13 protein-coding genes are annotated in these 15599 nt (G+C 56.6%); 4 read left to right on the plus strand and 9 right to left on the minus strand.

What is annotated here, in order from left to right; genetic code table 11:
* Positions 1-400: 400 nt before the first annotated feature.
* Together F8562_RS04385 and F8562_RS04390 are read right to left on the minus strand one after the other, a co-directional pair.
* Positions 401-1594, minus strand: coding sequence for an MFS transporter (locus F8562_RS04385; protein ID WP_014839275.1), 1194 nt, complete (start codon positions 1592-1594; stop codon positions 401-403).
* 63 nt (positions 1595-1657) lie between these two features.
* On the minus strand, positions 1658-2434 hold the full coding sequence (locus F8562_RS04390; protein WP_014839276.1) for an SDR family NAD(P)-dependent oxidoreductase: 777 nt from the start codon (positions 2432-2434) through the stop codon (positions 1658-1660).
* Between the two features lie 145 nt (positions 2435-2579).
* On the opposite strand from F8562_RS04390, the gene F8562_RS04395 reads away from it, so the two are divergent.
* Positions 2580-3500, plus strand: a complete 921-nt coding sequence (locus F8562_RS04395; protein WP_014839277.1) for a LysR substrate-binding domain-containing protein — start codon at positions 2580-2582, stop codon at positions 3498-3500.
* A gap of 39 nt (positions 3501-3539) precedes the next feature.
* Here the strand turns inward: F8562_RS04395 and F8562_RS04400 are convergent, their stop codons facing one another.
* The 7 genes from F8562_RS04400 to F8562_RS04435 form a co-directional block, all read right to left on the minus strand.
* Entirely contained in the window at positions 3540-4313 is a 774-nt protein-coding gene (locus F8562_RS04400) for a transporter substrate-binding domain-containing protein (RefSeq protein ID WP_004853415.1), read from the minus strand.
* A gap of 35 nt (positions 4314-4348) precedes the next feature.
* Positions 4349-5143, minus strand: coding sequence for a CatB-related O-acetyltransferase (locus F8562_RS04405; protein WP_032720451.1), 795 nt, complete (start codon positions 5141-5143; stop codon positions 4349-4351).
* A gap of 135 nt (positions 5144-5278) precedes the next feature.
* The gene (locus tag F8562_RS04410) at positions 5279-6343 is read right to left on the minus strand and encodes a fimbrial protein (RefSeq protein ID WP_049824830.1); all 1065 of its coding nucleotides are present in this window, start codon (positions 6341-6343) and stop codon (positions 5279-5281) included.
* 48 nt (positions 6344-6391) lie between these two features.
* Positions 6392-8926: a fimbria/pilus outer membrane usher protein gene (locus F8562_RS04415; protein ID WP_089046388.1), complete on the minus strand. Its 2535-nt coding sequence runs from the start codon at positions 8924-8926 to the stop codon at positions 6392-6394.
* Between the two features lie 28 nt (positions 8927-8954).
* Positions 8955-9614: a molecular chaperone gene (locus F8562_RS04420; protein WP_014839282.1), complete on the minus strand. Its 660-nt coding sequence runs from the start codon at positions 9612-9614 to the stop codon at positions 8955-8957.
* 160 nt (positions 9615-9774) lie between these two features.
* A complete protein-coding gene (locus F8562_RS04425; RefSeq protein WP_014226488.1) occupies positions 9775-10371 on the minus strand; it encodes a fimbrial protein in 597 nt (198 codons plus the stop codon).
* Between the two features lie 665 nt (positions 10372-11036).
* Positions 11037-12557, minus strand: a complete 1521-nt coding sequence (locus tag F8562_RS04435; RefSeq protein ID WP_004853428.1) for an aldehyde dehydrogenase family protein — start codon at positions 12555-12557, stop codon at positions 11037-11039.
* A gap of 249 nt (positions 12558-12806) precedes the next feature.
* On the opposite strand from F8562_RS04435, the gene F8562_RS04440 reads away from it, so the two are divergent.
* The 3 genes from F8562_RS04440 (at position 12807) to F8562_RS04450 (ending at position 15582) form a co-directional block, all read left to right on the plus strand.
* Positions 12807-14594, plus strand: a complete 1788-nt coding sequence (locus F8562_RS04440) for a sigma-54-dependent Fis family transcriptional regulator (RefSeq protein WP_014839285.1) — start codon at positions 12807-12809, stop codon at positions 14592-14594.
* A 157-nt stretch (positions 14595-14751) separates the two neighbouring features.
* Positions 14752-15051, plus strand: coding sequence for an ArsR/SmtB family transcription factor (locus F8562_RS04445; protein WP_014839286.1), 300 nt, complete (start codon positions 14752-14754; stop codon positions 15049-15051).
* 9 nt (positions 15052-15060) lie between these two features.
* On the plus strand, positions 15061-15582 hold the full coding sequence (locus F8562_RS04450) for a rhodanese family protein (protein ID WP_014839287.1): 522 nt from the start codon (positions 15061-15063) through the stop codon (positions 15580-15582).
* The last annotated feature ends 17 nt before the right edge of the window (positions 15583-15599 follow it).

A 15599-nucleotide genomic window follows, 5' to 3' on the forward strand; every position in this document is an offset into this window, starting at 1 on the left:
CATTCCTTTGAGGCATTGCAGCTGAGATAATGACGTTTTATATTTATAGTTTCACGTAACATCATAGCGGTGACGGCGCCGTGGATATTGATTAACGTCAAAGCCGATGACAGGCAGGACCTATAGATATAATAAACACACCCTATCATCACTATATTATTCTGCGCTGCGCGCGGCGGCGAAAAACCTCACTCCCTTGCTCAATCCTCCATGTATTCATTCTTATTATATAAACGGGTAAAACATTAATAAGAGGATTCACATTAGCGTGTTTCCATTAAGCAGTAAAAAAGAGAGATGAATTTTATCTCACCCTACCAATTCATATTTTAAATTTGCTCTCGCGGCAGAAATAAAAAGCGGAAAAATAATTCCGCCTGCGTTTGAAAAGCTAAGAGGATTAACCCCTTAGCGTTGGGCGTCGGCCTGCCAACAATGCGATCAGCGCAACCGCAACCGGCACCAGCGAACCCCACAGCACGGCATTCCAGCCGAAGAGGTTCATCAACGCGCCCGAGGAAAATGAGCCAATCATCATGACGCCGAAGACAATAAAATCATTCAGCGATTGCACCTGAGTTTTCTCTTCCGGCCGGTGGAAATCCATAATCTGCGCCGACGCGCCGGTAAAGCCGAAGTTCCAGCCGATACCCAGCAGGATCAGCGACAGCCAGTAGTGCATCACGTCGATACCGGCGAGGCCAACCATCACCGACAGCAGCAGCAGAACTAAACCAGCCGCGTTAATACGCCGGGCGCCGAAGCGATTAATCAGCTTGCCGGTAAAAAATCCGGGACCGTACATGGCGATCACGTGCCACTGAATGCCCAGATTCGACGCCTGCTGGGAGATCCCGTGCATATGCATGGAAAGCGGCGCCGCGGTCATCAGGAAGTTCATCACCATATAGGATATTGCGCCGCTAAAAACCGTCCGGGAAAACCCCGGCTGGCGCACGATTTCGCCCAGCGGGCGCCCGCCCGATTTGGCCTGCGCCGCCGGCTCGGGGGTTTTTACTCCCAGCAAGACCAGCGCGGATACCGCCGCCACCAGCCCCTGAGCGATAAAGGTCATCGCAAAGGTGTGCGGCGGCCACAAATTCATGGTCGCGGTAACCAGCATCGGGCCGATGATCCCCGCCGCCACGCCGCCGCCCATGACCAGCGAGAGCGCCCGCGCGCGCCGCTCGCCGCTGACGCCGTCGGTAGCGGCAAAGCGAAAGGACACCGCCACCGCCGCATAGGCGCCGCCGAAAAAGGCCGCGAGACAGAACAGTCCGAACGAAGCGATCGCGACCGCCAGCGCCGCCAGCGCTCCCGTCAACACGCCGGCGCCGGTACCGACCATAAAGACCGTTTTGCGCCCGCGTCTTCTGGCCAGCGCGCCAAACGGCAAAATACAGGCCGCCATCCCCAGCACAAAAATGGTGATGGGCAGCGTGGCCAGCGTCGGCGAGGGCGCGATGGCGTTGCCCACAATCGCCCCTGTGGCGTAAAACACCACCGAGTTTGCTCCTGCGAGCGCCTGCGCCGTCGCCAGGCGAACAATATTTTGGTTTTGCTGTCCGACGGGCAGCGTTATCTCAGCGCTCATGACTCTCTTTATCCTGAATTCGTTTGCGTTATGCCAATACCCTGACTGACATAATGAACGTAATCAGACATGACGACCAGCCATCACGCCGCCATCAATATCCCAAACCGCGCCGGTCACCCAGCGGGTGCTATCGCTGAGCAGAAACGCCACGGTTTGCGCGATATCATCAGGCGTGCCGACGCGGCCAATGGGATGGAAGCCGTCAAAGCTGTTCATCACATCCTTCACATCCTCTTTAGGGATAAACCCTTCATATATCGGCGTATGCACCACCGCCGGCGATACCGCATTGACCCGAATCCCGCTGCCGCCCAGCTCAATCGCCAGATTTTTGGTCAGCGCATGCAGACCCGCTTTCGCCATGGAGTAGGCTGACGACGGCGTTGCGCCGATGGCCTGCTGCGCCCACATCGAGCCGATATTCACAATCGAACCTTTGATGCCATTAGCCAGCATATTGCGCACCACCTCACGGGTGATAAAAAACGTCGCGCGGTTGAGATGCATATACCGATCGTAGTCAGCCATTTCATGTTCGATAAACGGCTTCGGGAAGAAAACGCCGGCGGCGTTGACCAGCAGGCTGATATCCTGATGTTCCGCGTTAATAGCGGCCATAACCTGCTGCATACCGCTTTCGCTCGTCAGATCAGCGACGATAACATCCACCTTCCCCGCTGCCGCCAGCGCCTGACGCGCCTGTTCGGCCTTCTGCCGACGATTGCCCACCAGCACCACGCTGCCGCCATTCTCCACCACCCGTTTGGCCGTCGCCAGCCCCATACCGCTGGTCCCGCCAACCACTAACAGTTTTTTCCCCATAAACGCCGTATTCATCATTCACCTCTTCACGCTTGATTTGTGTGGCCTAAGCATGCCTTTCCTGCAGCGCGCTGACGAATGAGAAGAAATAGCCCAACGACAAAGAAAATCTATCTTGATGACCTATACTGAGACGCAAATTCACTGAGGGATATTCACCATGCGTTCGCTTAACCGACTGAAATGGCTTCACGCATTTGAAGCCACCGCCCGCCACGGCAGCTTTACCGGCGCGGCGCGCGAGCTGGGCGTGACGCCCGCCGCCGTCGGGCAGCTGGTCAGAGCGCTGGAAGAGTGGGTCGGCCATCCGCTGCTGCACCGTACCCGTAGCGGTAAAGAGCGTCTCACCCTGGTGAGCGAGGCGCAGGCGGCGCTGCAGGATATTACTCAGGGGCTGGATAAGCTGGAGAGCGGACTGAATAAGCTTCGCGGCCGCCGGGCGCGTTCCGTGGTGGTGATTACCGCCTCGCAGGTGCTGATGATGAACTGGCTGATGGAGCGCTTAAACCGCTTCTCTGAAGTCCATGATAATATCGACCTGCGCCTCAACGTTACGGAAAAGCTGATGGACGTGGCCCACGGCGAAGCGGATTTGGCGGTACGCTGCGGTCGCGGCGACTGGCCCGGGGTCAATAAAACCTGGCTGATGGATGAAGAAGCGGTGCTGGTGTGCAGCCCGCTAATCGTCCCGGCAGACAAAACCGCCTGCGGCGAGTGGCTGGCGGCGCAAAAGCTGATTCATGATGATACGCCCTATCCCGGCGCCAGTTTTCCATCATGGGCGGAAGTGCTGGAGGCCGCTCAGGCGCCAACGGCGCGCGATAGCGGGTTGCACATTAACTCAACGTCGGCGGTCATCCTGGCCGCGCTCAGCGGGCGCGGCGTCGCTATTGTTCGCCGGGCGCTGGTACAACAGCTCCTCGCCACCGGCCAGCTCGTTCAGCTACACCCGGCCCGCCGCTGGCCGCTCACCTGGTCCTACTATATTGTGACGCCCCAGCATGCGGTCATGCGCCCGGAAGTGAAGGTGTTTTATGACTGGCTGCTTCACGATGTGCTGGCGGAAAACCCGATGCGCTGAATATCTTCCGCCACACCCGCATAGAAAACCTTTATTGCTTTATGGTTTTAGCTGGTCATGAATGCGCCACTTCTGTTTCAGCACGTTTTTGTCCTGGCTGGCCAGCCACTGGTTAACCTTGTCCAGCAGCTGCGGGTTATCTTTATTCATCATATAGACTTTGAAGCTGGCGGTGCCCGGGAACGGCTGCTCATTGGCCACGCAAAACACGCCCGGCTCATTGCTCTGGTAATAGACGCCCTCAATCAGGTCGGTCACCATCATATCCGCCGTTTTCTGCCGCAGCGCTTCAAGATTATCGATATTGTTTTTCACCCGAATAATCTGCGCCTGCTTGATATGTTCATCGACAAAGCTTTGGTTGGTGCCGCCCGGATTCACCACCACCTTCACGTTTGGCTGGTCGATTTTTTCCAGGCTACCGAGCGCCGGCGCCGCCGCGCAGTTAGCCAGCGCAATCTTGCCGTTCGGCACCACCGGCTGGCTTAACGCGAAATCTTTCGCCCGCGCTGCGGTTTCCGTCACCCCGCCCATGGCGATATCAAACTTATCGGCCTTCAGGTCGGCGGAGAGCGTGGGCCAGCTGGTCGTCACAAAGCTCACCTTTAGCCCAAGCCGCTTGCCGAGATCTTTCGCCATATCAACATCGTAGCCCACCAGCTCCCCGGCTTTATTATGAAACGCCAGCGGCGCGTAATCGCCCGGGACGCCGACTTTAAGTTCACCGCTTTGTTGAATGCTGTTCATGTCGCGCGCCTGGGCGCCAAAGGCGACGGCAGCGATGACGAAAACAAGACCTGACTTCAACTTCATCGTTATATCCTTGTTCAAATGTGAACCGTTTATGATTACACCGCGCTGCGCAGCGGATGCTGTTTATTGTTTATAAAATCTTTAATCATGGATACCGTCAATACCGGCGGCGAGAAAGGCGGCATCGTTCCTTCGGCCACCCGCCCGGCGAGCTGCTCGCAAAAGCGCTCAACCTGATTAACCGGATACCCGGCAATATCCTGGGCGGAGTAACGCCACCATCTTAGCGCCATCAGCTGCTCAATAATCGCCTCGCTAAAGCGCATGCGGATGATCTTCGCGGGATTACCGCCGACGATGGCGTACGGTGCGACGTCTTTGACCACCAGCGCGTTGGCGGCAATGACAGCCCCATCGCCAATAGTAATCCCCTGCGCCAGGGTGACATTCTGGCCAATCCACACATCGTTGCCGATGGTTATCGGCCGGGGCGTTTTCGCAAAAGGATAAAACTGGTTGGGCCTGCCGCTATCGGCAGCCAGCGTCGCCATCACGCCGGAATGATGGGCATAAAACACCGGGCTGGCGCTGGCCCACTCCAGGGGATGTCGGTCGCCGAGCACCTGTAACCGATCGGCAATCGACGTGTAGCGCCCCACGTTAATCAGCGCCGGCAGCAGGGTTCGCGTATAGCTAAAGGCGCCCAGCGAGGCCAGCCGTTCGCCGCAGCGCCCCCAGTAGGTGGTATAAGCCTCGGTGGCTAAGTTTTCCGGTATCTCAATCGACAGGTCGTCACGGTAAAAGGCGTGGCTACAGGCCAGCGTCTGCCCGCCGACAAAAATCCGCTGCGCCTGCAATAGTGGCTTAAGCTCCCCAAAGGCGATTTTCATTATCGATTTTCCCGCACAAAAGTATTCCCGGACAGCCGCTTAATCTCTCGATCATTGATAGCGTACCGATCCGCTCGCCGTGCGAAAAATCGTTATGACTTCTCTTTTTTGTGAGCGACAGCGCGAAAGCGACGGTCAGTTATACTCCAGCGCAAACGTCACCATGCTATTGGCGGTACCGGCGGTTACCGCGTCATCCGTCTGTACGTACTGGGCGTTAAAGTTGATATTTTCCGCCGCACCCGCGCTGCTGGCGGTAATCCGCTTGAGTACAGGTAAGTTACTGGCCTCATTGATTTTGACGCCGGTTCCGACGGCGGGCGCTGGGGCACTGTTATTGCCGTAGGTGAGCCTGACGCCCACACCGCTCGCGGAGGCGTTTGCTTTACTTAGCGCCAGTGTATCCGTCCCTCCGGATGGCGAGGTGACGCCAAAAAAGCCGATGCGGATATCGGTTGGCGTGGAGCAGAAGACCGGTATGGAGAAGCGCTTCGCGACGCCGCCGGTGGTGTTTTTGCCCTTAAACTCCGCTTTATTTACCGTGCCGAGGCTAACGTGAATATTCGCGGTTGAAACCTGACAGCTGCCGCTGCTGCCGATATCGACATTCAGCGCCGCCATATCGAGCGTGACCGGCGAGCTGGCGACAAAACCGCTGCGGCTGTCGGCCTGCTGCTGAATAGTGAGTTCGCCAATCTGCGGCTGCGCCGGAACGTTTGCGTGGTTGCCGCTGACCAGGGCGACATTACCGGTCTTATAAAACGTCACAAAGACTTTCACCACAATCTGCTGCTGGTTCAGCAGATTAGCCATCTCATTGCTGTCGCAAACCGTCACGGATTCCCCATTACCGGCCGCATGGCTGCCATCAATAAAGCGAACGGCGCCGCCGCTGCACTGGAAGCCCAGCGAGTATCCTATGCCGTCCAGCGCTGAGGGGAACACGTGCTGACCGCCGATTGACAGCGGCGTTGAGGCCGTTTTTAGCTGCCGATAAACCAGACGCTTTGCCGCCGCTTTCGGCACCTGAAGATCGCAGGAGAAATGAATCCCGCTGCCGTTATCCGCCATCATACCGGTCATCTGGGTATTCAACGGCAGCGTGGGCAGGTACTTGATATTCTGGACGTTCACGGTCATCTGACCGATATCTCCTCTACAGGTTTCCGCCCAGCCGCAGTGGCTATAAATCCCCGCCATCAGCAGGAATAAAAACGATATTATGCGCAAAATCACCTCTGTGCAGACCTACTGGCAGAGGCCAGAGACGGTTTTAACCGGACTCTGCCCCTGCTGTACGGTATCGGTAAGATGGAAATGCAGCGCGCATCTCCGTGAGAGATTGTCGGCGTTCCAGGCGGCATCGAGCGTCCCTTCTTGCGGAATACCGCTCAGATAGACCTGCCCGCCATCCGCCACCATGCCGCCCGGCGCCGCGCCCCGATCGTCTTTTGCTTTACGCAAGCGAACGCTGGCGCCGAACGGCAGCGGGCCGTGGCTATCGCTGAGGGTAAACAGCACGCGGCTGCCGATGTGGGTCTGATAGTTTGCCTGCACCACCGCCCCGCCGCCGGGGATCACCGTCTGCCCTTCAAGTTCAACATCGGCATCGTCGGCCAGCGATTCGGTATCGAGCGTAATGGTGTTTTTGCGATACGCCGTCAGCGAGGGCACCACCGCATAGCCCCGCCAGTCGGTATGCACGTTGCTGCCGTTCTGAATCGCCACGTCGGCGGCTCCCGGAGCGCGTACGATGGCAAAGCTTTCGCCGACGGTCTGACCCAGCGTCACGCCATGAGGATGGGCGACGATGGACCCCGATGCGCCCCAGGTCAGCTGATGGCTTGCGCTATCGCGGCGATAGCCGAGCTGCGCGGTTCCATAGCCGCCGTGGTAATCGAGCGATGCGCTGCTGTTGCTGCCCTGGCCGCCGTTAACGTAGCCCTGCTGAAGGGAGTAGTAGAGATTGGGATTGCGCGGAAGCGAACCGTACAGCGACGCCTGCTGCGAGGTGCGTCCGTTACTGTCGGAGGTAGTGCTGTAGCTAACCGCGCTCTCGGACAGCGGGCCGCCAAGCGGAATGCTCAGGTTCAAGGACCACGAGCGATCGTCTTTTTGGCGATCGGATGACTGGGTGTAGTAATAACCCACGCCCCACGAAACGCCTCGCCAGGCGCTGTAAAAACCGAGATGGATCGTTTCATCGCGGCTCTGGCGGTGCCAGTACTCCTGCGACCAGGCGGAAATCGCCAGGCTGCTCATACCGCCAAATGCCTGAGAAAGGGAGACCTCTTCGCGGCTGCGCTTGTTATCCAGCAGACCATTGCGGCTCTCAAGCGCGCTGGCTTCGCTGAAGTCGTAATAACCGCCGGAGGAGTAGCGATAGCTGGCGAGGCTAAATGAGGTGCCGGTGCCGGCAAAATCCTTCTGGTACTGCACCCGTACCGAATGGCCGGCCGAGCGCTTTCCCGACGGCGTCGTGGTGTTCGCCCATGTCGCATCGCCTCCAAGCGATCCGAGCTCGCCAAAACCGCGCCCGACGCCGAGCGCCCACGACTGGTAATCCTGCGCCAGCTGGCTACCGCCGTAGAGCGTGAATTCAGCCGGTAGCCCATAAAAGAGCGTACCCTGCAAAAACGTCGGCGAACGCGCCTGGCTCTGCTCCGAATGGTAGCGTCCGGCGCTCAGGCTGAATTTCACGCGTCCTTCCCGCAGCATAAACGGGACGGCTGAAAAAGGCTGGGTAAAGGTCCGCACCGAACCATCGCTCTCTTTTACCTGCACCTCGAGATCGCCGCTTTGCGCCGTTGGATAGAGGTCGTTTATCGCAAACGCCCCCGGCGAGACGAACGTTTCATAGATAACGTAGCCATGCTGGGAGATGGTGACTTTGGCGTTGCTGTGCGCCATTCCGCGGATCGTCGGGGCGAAGCCACGCTGGCTATCCGGCAGCATTTCATCATCGGACATCAGCTGAACGCCGCGAAACTGCACGCTGTCGAAAACGTCGCCGGTCGTAAAGGTATCGCCCATCCGCAGCAGGCTTTTGAGTGACTTCAGGTCGCGCTGTAGCCAGGTACTCTGTGAATTCCAGCGCCGGGTCCGGTCATACTCCATCGACGAGACGTTACGAAGGCGCCAGGCGCCGAGGTTAACCCCGCTGCGTAGATTCAGGTAGCTGGAGCGGCTGCTGTCATCCGTCTGCCGGGTTTGCGACCCGGTCAGGTTATAGTTAACAAACGCCGCCGGGATACCATCATCCCAGCGCGCCGGATCCACGTATCCGCGGCTTTGGGCGTTCATGGCCGCCTGGGGAATACTTAAGTTCAGACGCTGAGTGGCGAAATCAAAACGGCTGCTGGCATCGGGGATGTAGCGCTCGATGCGAGTAAACGTTTCTCCCTCATGCAGGGTATTAAACGCCGGGAAAGCGCTGACGTTGACGCCATATTCCGCCAGCTGCGCCGGGGTTAACTGCGGCCGCAGTTCGCCGTTGCTGTCGACAAATGTCACCTCGCCCTGGGCTATCTCCTGGTTATTCACCCAAATGCTGACCGGGTATGTCCCGGGCTGCTGGCCGCCTGCTTTAGCAAAATAGTGTAAATCAGCGGTCTTTTGCTGCGGATTGGCAAATTCTAATGCCGCCGGATCAAAGTAGTCCTCCGCCCGCGCGATACCGCTTTGGTACAGCAGAAAAAGCGCCGTCGGCAATAATAAAATCCCGCCGGTTGGCGCCGCGATCGCCGAATAAACGGAAGTCATATCCGAAGTGTTATTTTTCACAATATCCTGACCAGGCGAAGCAAATTAATTACTGTTGCGCGTAATCCGTAATACCACCGAAGTCATTAATGGCGCGCCATTTAACTACCCCGGAATGAGTAATCGGCCACGCTTTATGGTCAAAGGGGCCAATCATGCCGGGTTGCGGAATATCTGTACCGCCAACCGAAATAACAAAAAAGGAGACAAAATAGGGCGTCGGGTTTTGGGCAACCAGCCTGGAACCGTCAATGTTAAACGTCAGCTTGCGCCATGCATCGTCAGGCTCGCCCGCCAGACCATTCGGGCGATAGAAGATCTTAAACTTTGATTTAATATTGACCTGAAGCTTGTTCACTTCATCTTGTTTCGTTGGAGCAATACTTTTCACATTGAGCCAAAAAACGGATTCGCGATCGGTGGGCAGCGTTCCACCAATATAGTTAATACGCAATACGTTCTGCTGTTCAGGATCGAGACGGAAAAGCGGCGGCGTCACAATAAAAGGCACCCGGCTTTTATTGTTTTCCGCATAGTTTTCCACCCACGATTGCACCAGATAAGGTGAATGAGTATCAGCGTTGGTGACCGATATTGCGGCTTCACGTTTCCCTTCCTGATAAACAACACGGGTTCCTCCCATGACAATACCGGCCTGTGCCGCAGTTGATAGCAATAAAAAGGCTATCGCGGCGATCGTTCGTTTCATAATGACTACCGTCCGGGAATAATAAAAGCGGGTATCACTGCCTGAAGCTGATAAATAATCTGCATTAATTATGCCGACCCTATTTCAGCCGGGCGGCGGCTGGCGGCTTACCCGGCGTGGGAAGCCATGAATAACCGCAGCTTTACCCGCTTCCAGGGTATTAGTTGTAAACCATATTGAAGTTGGCCGTACCGTTGGCAGAACCGGCGGAAACCGCGCTGGTTGAGACATAGTCAGCAAAGAATTCCAGATCGGCGGTACCCGTTGCCGCGCCGCTCGCGCCAGCGGTAACGCTGTGGCCGCGTGAGACGGCGCCGAGATCAACCGGCGTCGACTTATCATCTTCATACAGCTTTATCGCTACCCCACTTGCGGTACCGTTTATCGCCAGCAGATCGCTATTGTTGGTATCGCGGGTACCGTCAAATAGCACCGAGACGGTGGTAACGGTAGAAGGACAATCTTTCACTTTGATATGGAAGGCGGTTTTGGTCGTTTCAGAACCTGCGCCGGTAAAATAGCTGCTCGCCCATTTCCCCAGATCGACGCTCTGATTTGCGCTGGTGCTATCAACATTACAGGAGGAATCGGTAATCGATCCGGTAAATTCTACCTGCCCACCCGTCCCCTGCGTGCCCGCATTAGAACCGGGATTAACGGTCATTGCCGATCTGGCGGGTTGTGAAGGCGAGGATAATGCGCTAGCGGACACCAGAGCACCGACAAACATTGCCATAATACGAAATTGCGTTTTCATTATTCATCTCATCTCTAACTTATATTTTCGACAGATTGCGCGCGAGGGCTTAAGCCCCGGGCAAATCTGCGTGCAGATCCTCCATGTTAATAATATTCGCGTTCCGTCCGCAGGACATCAGGCAGCAAAAATAAGCTGCTTAATTGGCTATTTTGATAAAAAGAAGTTCTTCGGCGAAATTCATAAACCCTTTATTAAGGTAACAAATAAATACTATCCCTACCGATTACAAATCGCAATATTTTGTTATGTTAATGAAATGCTGTTTTATTTTACATATAAAGATAATATTAAAAACATTATGCGCATTGTTAATTAATGCAACCAAAAATCACGATGCAATAACATCAAAAAGCAACATCAGGCGGCGTAATTTAACAATCCCCCCCTAATTTCACCGCGATTTTTCGGCAATAATTCTGTGAGCGGACTGGGTTTTTATAGAATATTAGGATAAATCTTAGATTGGCTTTTATCTTATTTTCGTTATCGAATAAACAATAATCACGCGAGTCATTATAAGCAGGAGATATTGATGACAAGTGTATTTCATCTGAAAGCCGGAGAGGAAAGATGAATAACAATACTTTCCTTGTGGAATAATAAACCCGCAATCAATGCTGAAGATTGCGGGTTATCCTAAAATAAATAGCTGACAGGGACGATCAGAACAGGCCCAGCGGCGCGGTACCGTAGCTCACCAGCAGGTTCTTCGTCTGCTGATAGGCATTGAGCGCCATCTTATGGGTTTCGCGCCCTACGCCGGACTGTTTGTAGCCGCCGAACGCGGCGTGCGCAGGGTAGATGTGATAGCAGTTGGTCCACACCCGACCGGCCTTAATGCCGCGCCCCATGCGATAAGCCAGGTTGGTATCCCGCGTCCACACCCCGGCCCCAAGGCCAAACTGGGTTTGGTTTGCAATAGCCAGCGCCTCGGCTTCATCTTTAAAGGTGGTGACGCCGATAACCGGGCCAAAGATCTCCTCCTGGAAGCTGCGCATATCGTTGCGGCCCTGAATCAGCGTCGGCTGAATATAGAAACCGTTATCCAGTTCGGCAGAGATGCTGGCGCGTTCGCCGCCGGTCAGGATCTTTCCGCCTTCATCGCGAGCGATCTTAATATAGGAAAGGATCTTATCGAACTGCTGACGCGACGCCTGCGCGCCGATCATCGTATCGGTATCAAAGGGGTCGCCGCGGCGAATTTGCGCCACCTTCTCCATGACCCGCGCCATAAAGGGCTCGTAAATAGACTCCTGAATCAGCGCGCGGGACGGGCAGGTGCAGACCTCACCCTGATTAAAGAAGCCCAGAACCAGGCCTTCAACCGCCTTCTCGATATACTCTTCTTCGCCTTCCATCACGTCGGCAAAGTAGATATTCGGCGATTTACCGCCCAGCTCAACGGTGCAGGGGATAATGTTTTCCGCCGCGCAGGCCATGATATGGCGGCCTACCGGCGTTGAGCCGGTAAAGGCGATTTTGGCGATGCGTTTACTGGTTGCCAGCGCTTCGCCCGCCTCTTTGCCAAATCCCTGAACCACGTTAAGGACGCCCGCCGGGAACAGATCGCCAATAATCTCCAGCAGCAATGTAATGCTGAGAGGCGTCTGCTCTGCCGGTTTCAGCACCACGCAGTTGCCCGCAGCCAGCGCCGGAGCGAGCTTCCAGGCGGCCATCAGCAGCGGGAAGTTCCACGGAATAATTTGTCCGACCACGCCGAGAGGCTCATGGAAGTGATAAGCCACCGTCGTTTCATCAATCTCCGCCGTGCTTCCCTCCTGCGCGCGCAGGCAGCCGGCGAAATAGCGGAAGTGATCGACCGCCAGCGGCAGGTCGGCGTTGAGGGTTTCGCGGATCGGCTTACCGTTATCCCAGCTCTCCGCTACCGCCAGATATTCCAGATTGGCCTCAATACGGTCGGCAACCTGCAGCAGCAGATTAGCGCGGTGCTGAGCCGACGTTTTGCCCCAGGCGTCGGCGGCCCGGTGCGCCGCATCAAGGGCGAAGTCGATATCTTTGGCATCAGAACGCGGAAACTGCCCGATGTTGCTACCGTCGACCGGGGAGGTATTCATAAAGAATTCTCCACCGATGGGTTCAACAAATTTACCGTCAATAAAGTTACCGTAGGCTGACTTCAGTGAAACCAAAGCGCCCGGTGTGCCAGGATGAGCATAACGCATCGCGAATCTCCTTCATGTAGGGTTGAGGGCAGCGGCATATTAGTTTTGTACGGCGGCTCGCTGCGTCTCTCGTCTATTGCAGGGGTTATGCCATTTTTTATATTTTAAAAAAGAAATTAATTTTCAATAAATTAGATAGGTCACGTCACTTTCTGTCGCACAGAATCTCTCTTATGTGTCGCAAATCGCAACACCACGAAAACCATATAGCTACAATATTGCAACACAAATTAAACGACGAGGTGTCCCGTGCCAGGAAATCCGTTTGCCCTGACGCCAGAGATCGAAGCGAACCCGCTGCTCAGCGACTCCTGGTGCCGTAGCCAACGCTATGGCCTCGACCCCGCCACGGATGACTTCCCTCGCCTGCACGCCAGCGAACTGGCCGACAGGCTCGCCAGACACAGCCGCCTGCAAACGCTGGCCCAGCCGGTCGTTAATGAGCTATCCCGCAAAGTCAACGCTCTGCAATCCGTCGTGGTTCTCTCTGACGCCAGCGGTCTGGTTTTGCAAACCTTTGGCGATACGCACGCCATGCAGAAAGCGCAGCGCTTCGCTTTAGCGCCGGGCAACCTGTGGAGCGAAAGCGGACGCGGAACCAACGCCATTGGCACCGCGCTGGCGATTGACGACAGCTGCGAAATCGATGGCCGCCAGCATTTTCTGACCAGTAACCAGGGTCTTTATTGCGCCGCCGTGCCGCTGCAAAGTCCCGATGGCAAAATAGCCGGGGTACTGGATATCTCCGGCCCGGCCCGGTACCCGCACGACCGCACTCTGGCGTGGGTAAAAGGCGCCGCGAAGCAGATAGAATATCTGTGGGTTAAACAGAGTCTGCATCCGCAACAGTGGCTGATGAGCCTGCATCCTCAACTGGAAAAGCTCGACGGCGTCGACGAATGTCTGCTGGTCTTTACCGACAATGTGCTGATGGCGGCTAACCGGCTGGCGATGCGCGAGTTCTCACTTAACGCAGATCGGTTCGGCCACCTCACGTTCCAGCAGCTTTTTCCGCAGCTGCGGCAAACCGCCGTCAGCGTACCGCTGCCGCTCGTCGCCGGAGATCGAAACTACTATTACCGTCTACGCGCTCCCGTGACCGCTGGCGTGGCGGTGACCGCGCGCCCCACCCTCGAGCTGCCTTTCTCCAGCCAGCGCGAAGGCGAAAAGCTGCTGCGCCTGCTTAACGCCGGGATTGGGTTGTGTATCGAAGGCGAAACCGGCTGCGGCAAAGAGTACGTCAGCCGTACCCTGCACCGGCACAGCCGCTGGAGCGGCGGCAAATTCGTCGCCATCAACTGCGCCGCGCTGCCGGAATCACTGATTGAATCCGAGCTGTTTGGCTACCAGCCCGGGGCGTTTACCGGCGCAAACAAAAACGGCTACATCGGCAAGATTCGCGAAGCCGACGGCGGCGTACTGTTTCTTGATGAGATTGGCGATATGCCGTTAACGCTTCAGACCCGGCTGCTGAGGATCTTACAGGAGAAAGAGGTCACGCCGCTTGGCGCCAGCCAGAGCTCGCCGGTTAATTTCGCGGTGATTTGCGCCACCCACCGCAATCTGGCGCAGCGCGTCGCGGAAGGGACCTTCCGCGAAGACCTGCTCTACCGCCTGCGTGAGTTTGCTTTAACGCTGCCGCCCCTGCGCGAATGGCCTGAACTGTCCGGGTTTATCCAACGATTGTGGCGCGAGCTGGGCGGAGAAAAGCGTCGCATCGCGCTGGCCCCGGAAGTTGTGCAACACCTGACGTCTCATCCCTGGCCGGGCAACGTCCGCCAGCTGCAAAGTGTGTTGAGGGTACTGCTGGCCCTCGCCGAAGAGGGTGAAACGCTGGGGATAGATGATTTGCCCCAGGAGTATCGAAGCCCGCCCGCCGCCCGCCCGCTGCGCGGGCTTCAGCAGCACGATGCGCAGCTGATTGCCGACACGCTGGCAAGCTATAACGGCAACATCAGTAAGGCCGCGCAGGCGTTAGGCGTCGCGCGCAGTACGCTGTATCGCCGTGCGGCCCGTCGCGGAAGCCATAGCGCATAGCCTTCTGATTCGCTCAGGGCGTGAAGCGCGGCGGCCATAATACCGCCATTAGTATTACCAGGTTTCAGCCGCGCTATTTTGTCACTGCGGCAGCCATTGCTGGCGTAATACGCTTTTTTATTTTAGACTTTACTAAATTTAGAAAAGACTAAAATAAATGAATACACACGAACAGCTACAGGCCAGCGCCGGCGAAGCCGCCGCGCTGCTGAAAGCCATGAGCCATCCCAGCAGGCTATTGATTCTGTGCATGCTATGCGATGCGCCGGGCACCAGCGCCGGCGAACTGGCGCGGATAACCGGGCTGAGCCCCTCCGCAACTTCCCAGCATCTGGCGCGGATGCGTGATGAAGGCCTGATCGGCTGCGAACGTCAGGCGCAGCGCATTCACTACTTCATTACCCGGCCAGCGGTTCAGCAAATCGTCGCCGCACTCAAGTCAATCTATTGTCCTTAAGGAGCCTTTATGCCTATTGCTACTCTTTCGCCTGCCGAAGCCCAGGCGCTCGTCGCCCGGGGCGGCCGGCTGATCGATATCCGCGATGCCGATGAATACGCCCGCGAGCATATTCCCGGGGCGGAGCTCGTGCCGCTGGCGACGCTGACGAATGGCGCAGCGCTGCACGCCAGTCCCGAAGAGACGATTATTTTTCACTGTCAGGCGGGATCGCGCACCCAAAATAACGCGGCCCGTCTGGCGCAGGCCGCCGCACCGGCGCAGGTAAAGCTGCTGGCTGGCGGAATTCAGGCGTGGAAAGCGGCCGGTCTGCCGGTGAAAGAGGATAAATCACAGCCGCTGCCGCTTATGCGTCAGGTACAGATCGTCGCCGGCGTCCTGATTTTGCTTGGCGTCGCTTTAGGTTACGCTTTCAGCAGCGGCTTTTTTCTGCTTAGCGCCTTCGTCGGCGCCGGCTTAACCTTTGCCGGTATTACCGGGTTTTGCGGTATGGCGCGTCTTTTGGCTTTGATGCCCTGGAACCGTCGCTAGCCTCTACCTTTTTGAGA

Source organism: Klebsiella sp. RCJ4, from assembly GCF_009025755.1.
Classification (GTDB): Bacteria; Pseudomonadota; Gammaproteobacteria; order Enterobacterales; family Enterobacteriaceae; genus Klebsiella; species Klebsiella michiganensis.

Coding starts and splice junctions, on each gene's coding strand:
- F8562_RS04410 (WP_049824830.1), bottom strand. CDS start 6,343: ATGGCGGGGATTTATAGCCACTGCGGCTGGGCGGAAACCTGTAGAGGA.
- F8562_RS04420 (WP_014839282.1), bottom strand. CDS start 9,614: ATGAAACGAACGATCGCCGCGATAGCCTTTTTATTGCTATCAACTGCG.
- F8562_RS04385 (WP_014839275.1), bottom strand. CDS start 1,594: ATGAGCGCTGAGATAACGCTGCCCGTCGGACAGCAAAACCAAAATATT.
- F8562_RS04435 (WP_004853428.1), bottom strand. CDS start 12,557: ATGCGTTATGCTCATCCTGGCACACCGGGCGCTTTGGTTTCACTGAAG.
- F8562_RS04450 (WP_014839287.1), top strand. CDS start 15,061: ATGCCTATTGCTACTCTTTCGCCTGCCGAAGCCCAGGCGCTCGTCGCC.
- F8562_RS04405 (WP_032720451.1), bottom strand. CDS start 5,143: ATGAAAATCGCCTTTGGGGAGCTTAAGCCACTATTGCAGGCGCAGCGG.
- F8562_RS04400 (WP_004853415.1), bottom strand. CDS start 4,313: ATGAAGTTGAAGTCAGGTCTTGTTTTCGTCATCGCTGCCGTCGCCTTT.
- F8562_RS04445 (WP_014839286.1), top strand. CDS start 14,752: ATGAATACACACGAACAGCTACAGGCCAGCGCCGGCGAAGCCGCCGCG.
- F8562_RS04425 (WP_014226488.1), bottom strand. CDS start 10,371: ATGAAAACGCAATTTCGTATTATGGCAATGTTTGTCGGTGCTCTGGTG.
- F8562_RS04395 (WP_014839277.1), top strand. CDS start 2,580: ATGCGTTCGCTTAACCGACTGAAATGGCTTCACGCATTTGAAGCCACC.
- F8562_RS04390 (WP_014839276.1), bottom strand. CDS start 2,434: ATGAATACGGCGTTTATGGGGAAAAAACTGTTAGTGGTTGGCGGGACC.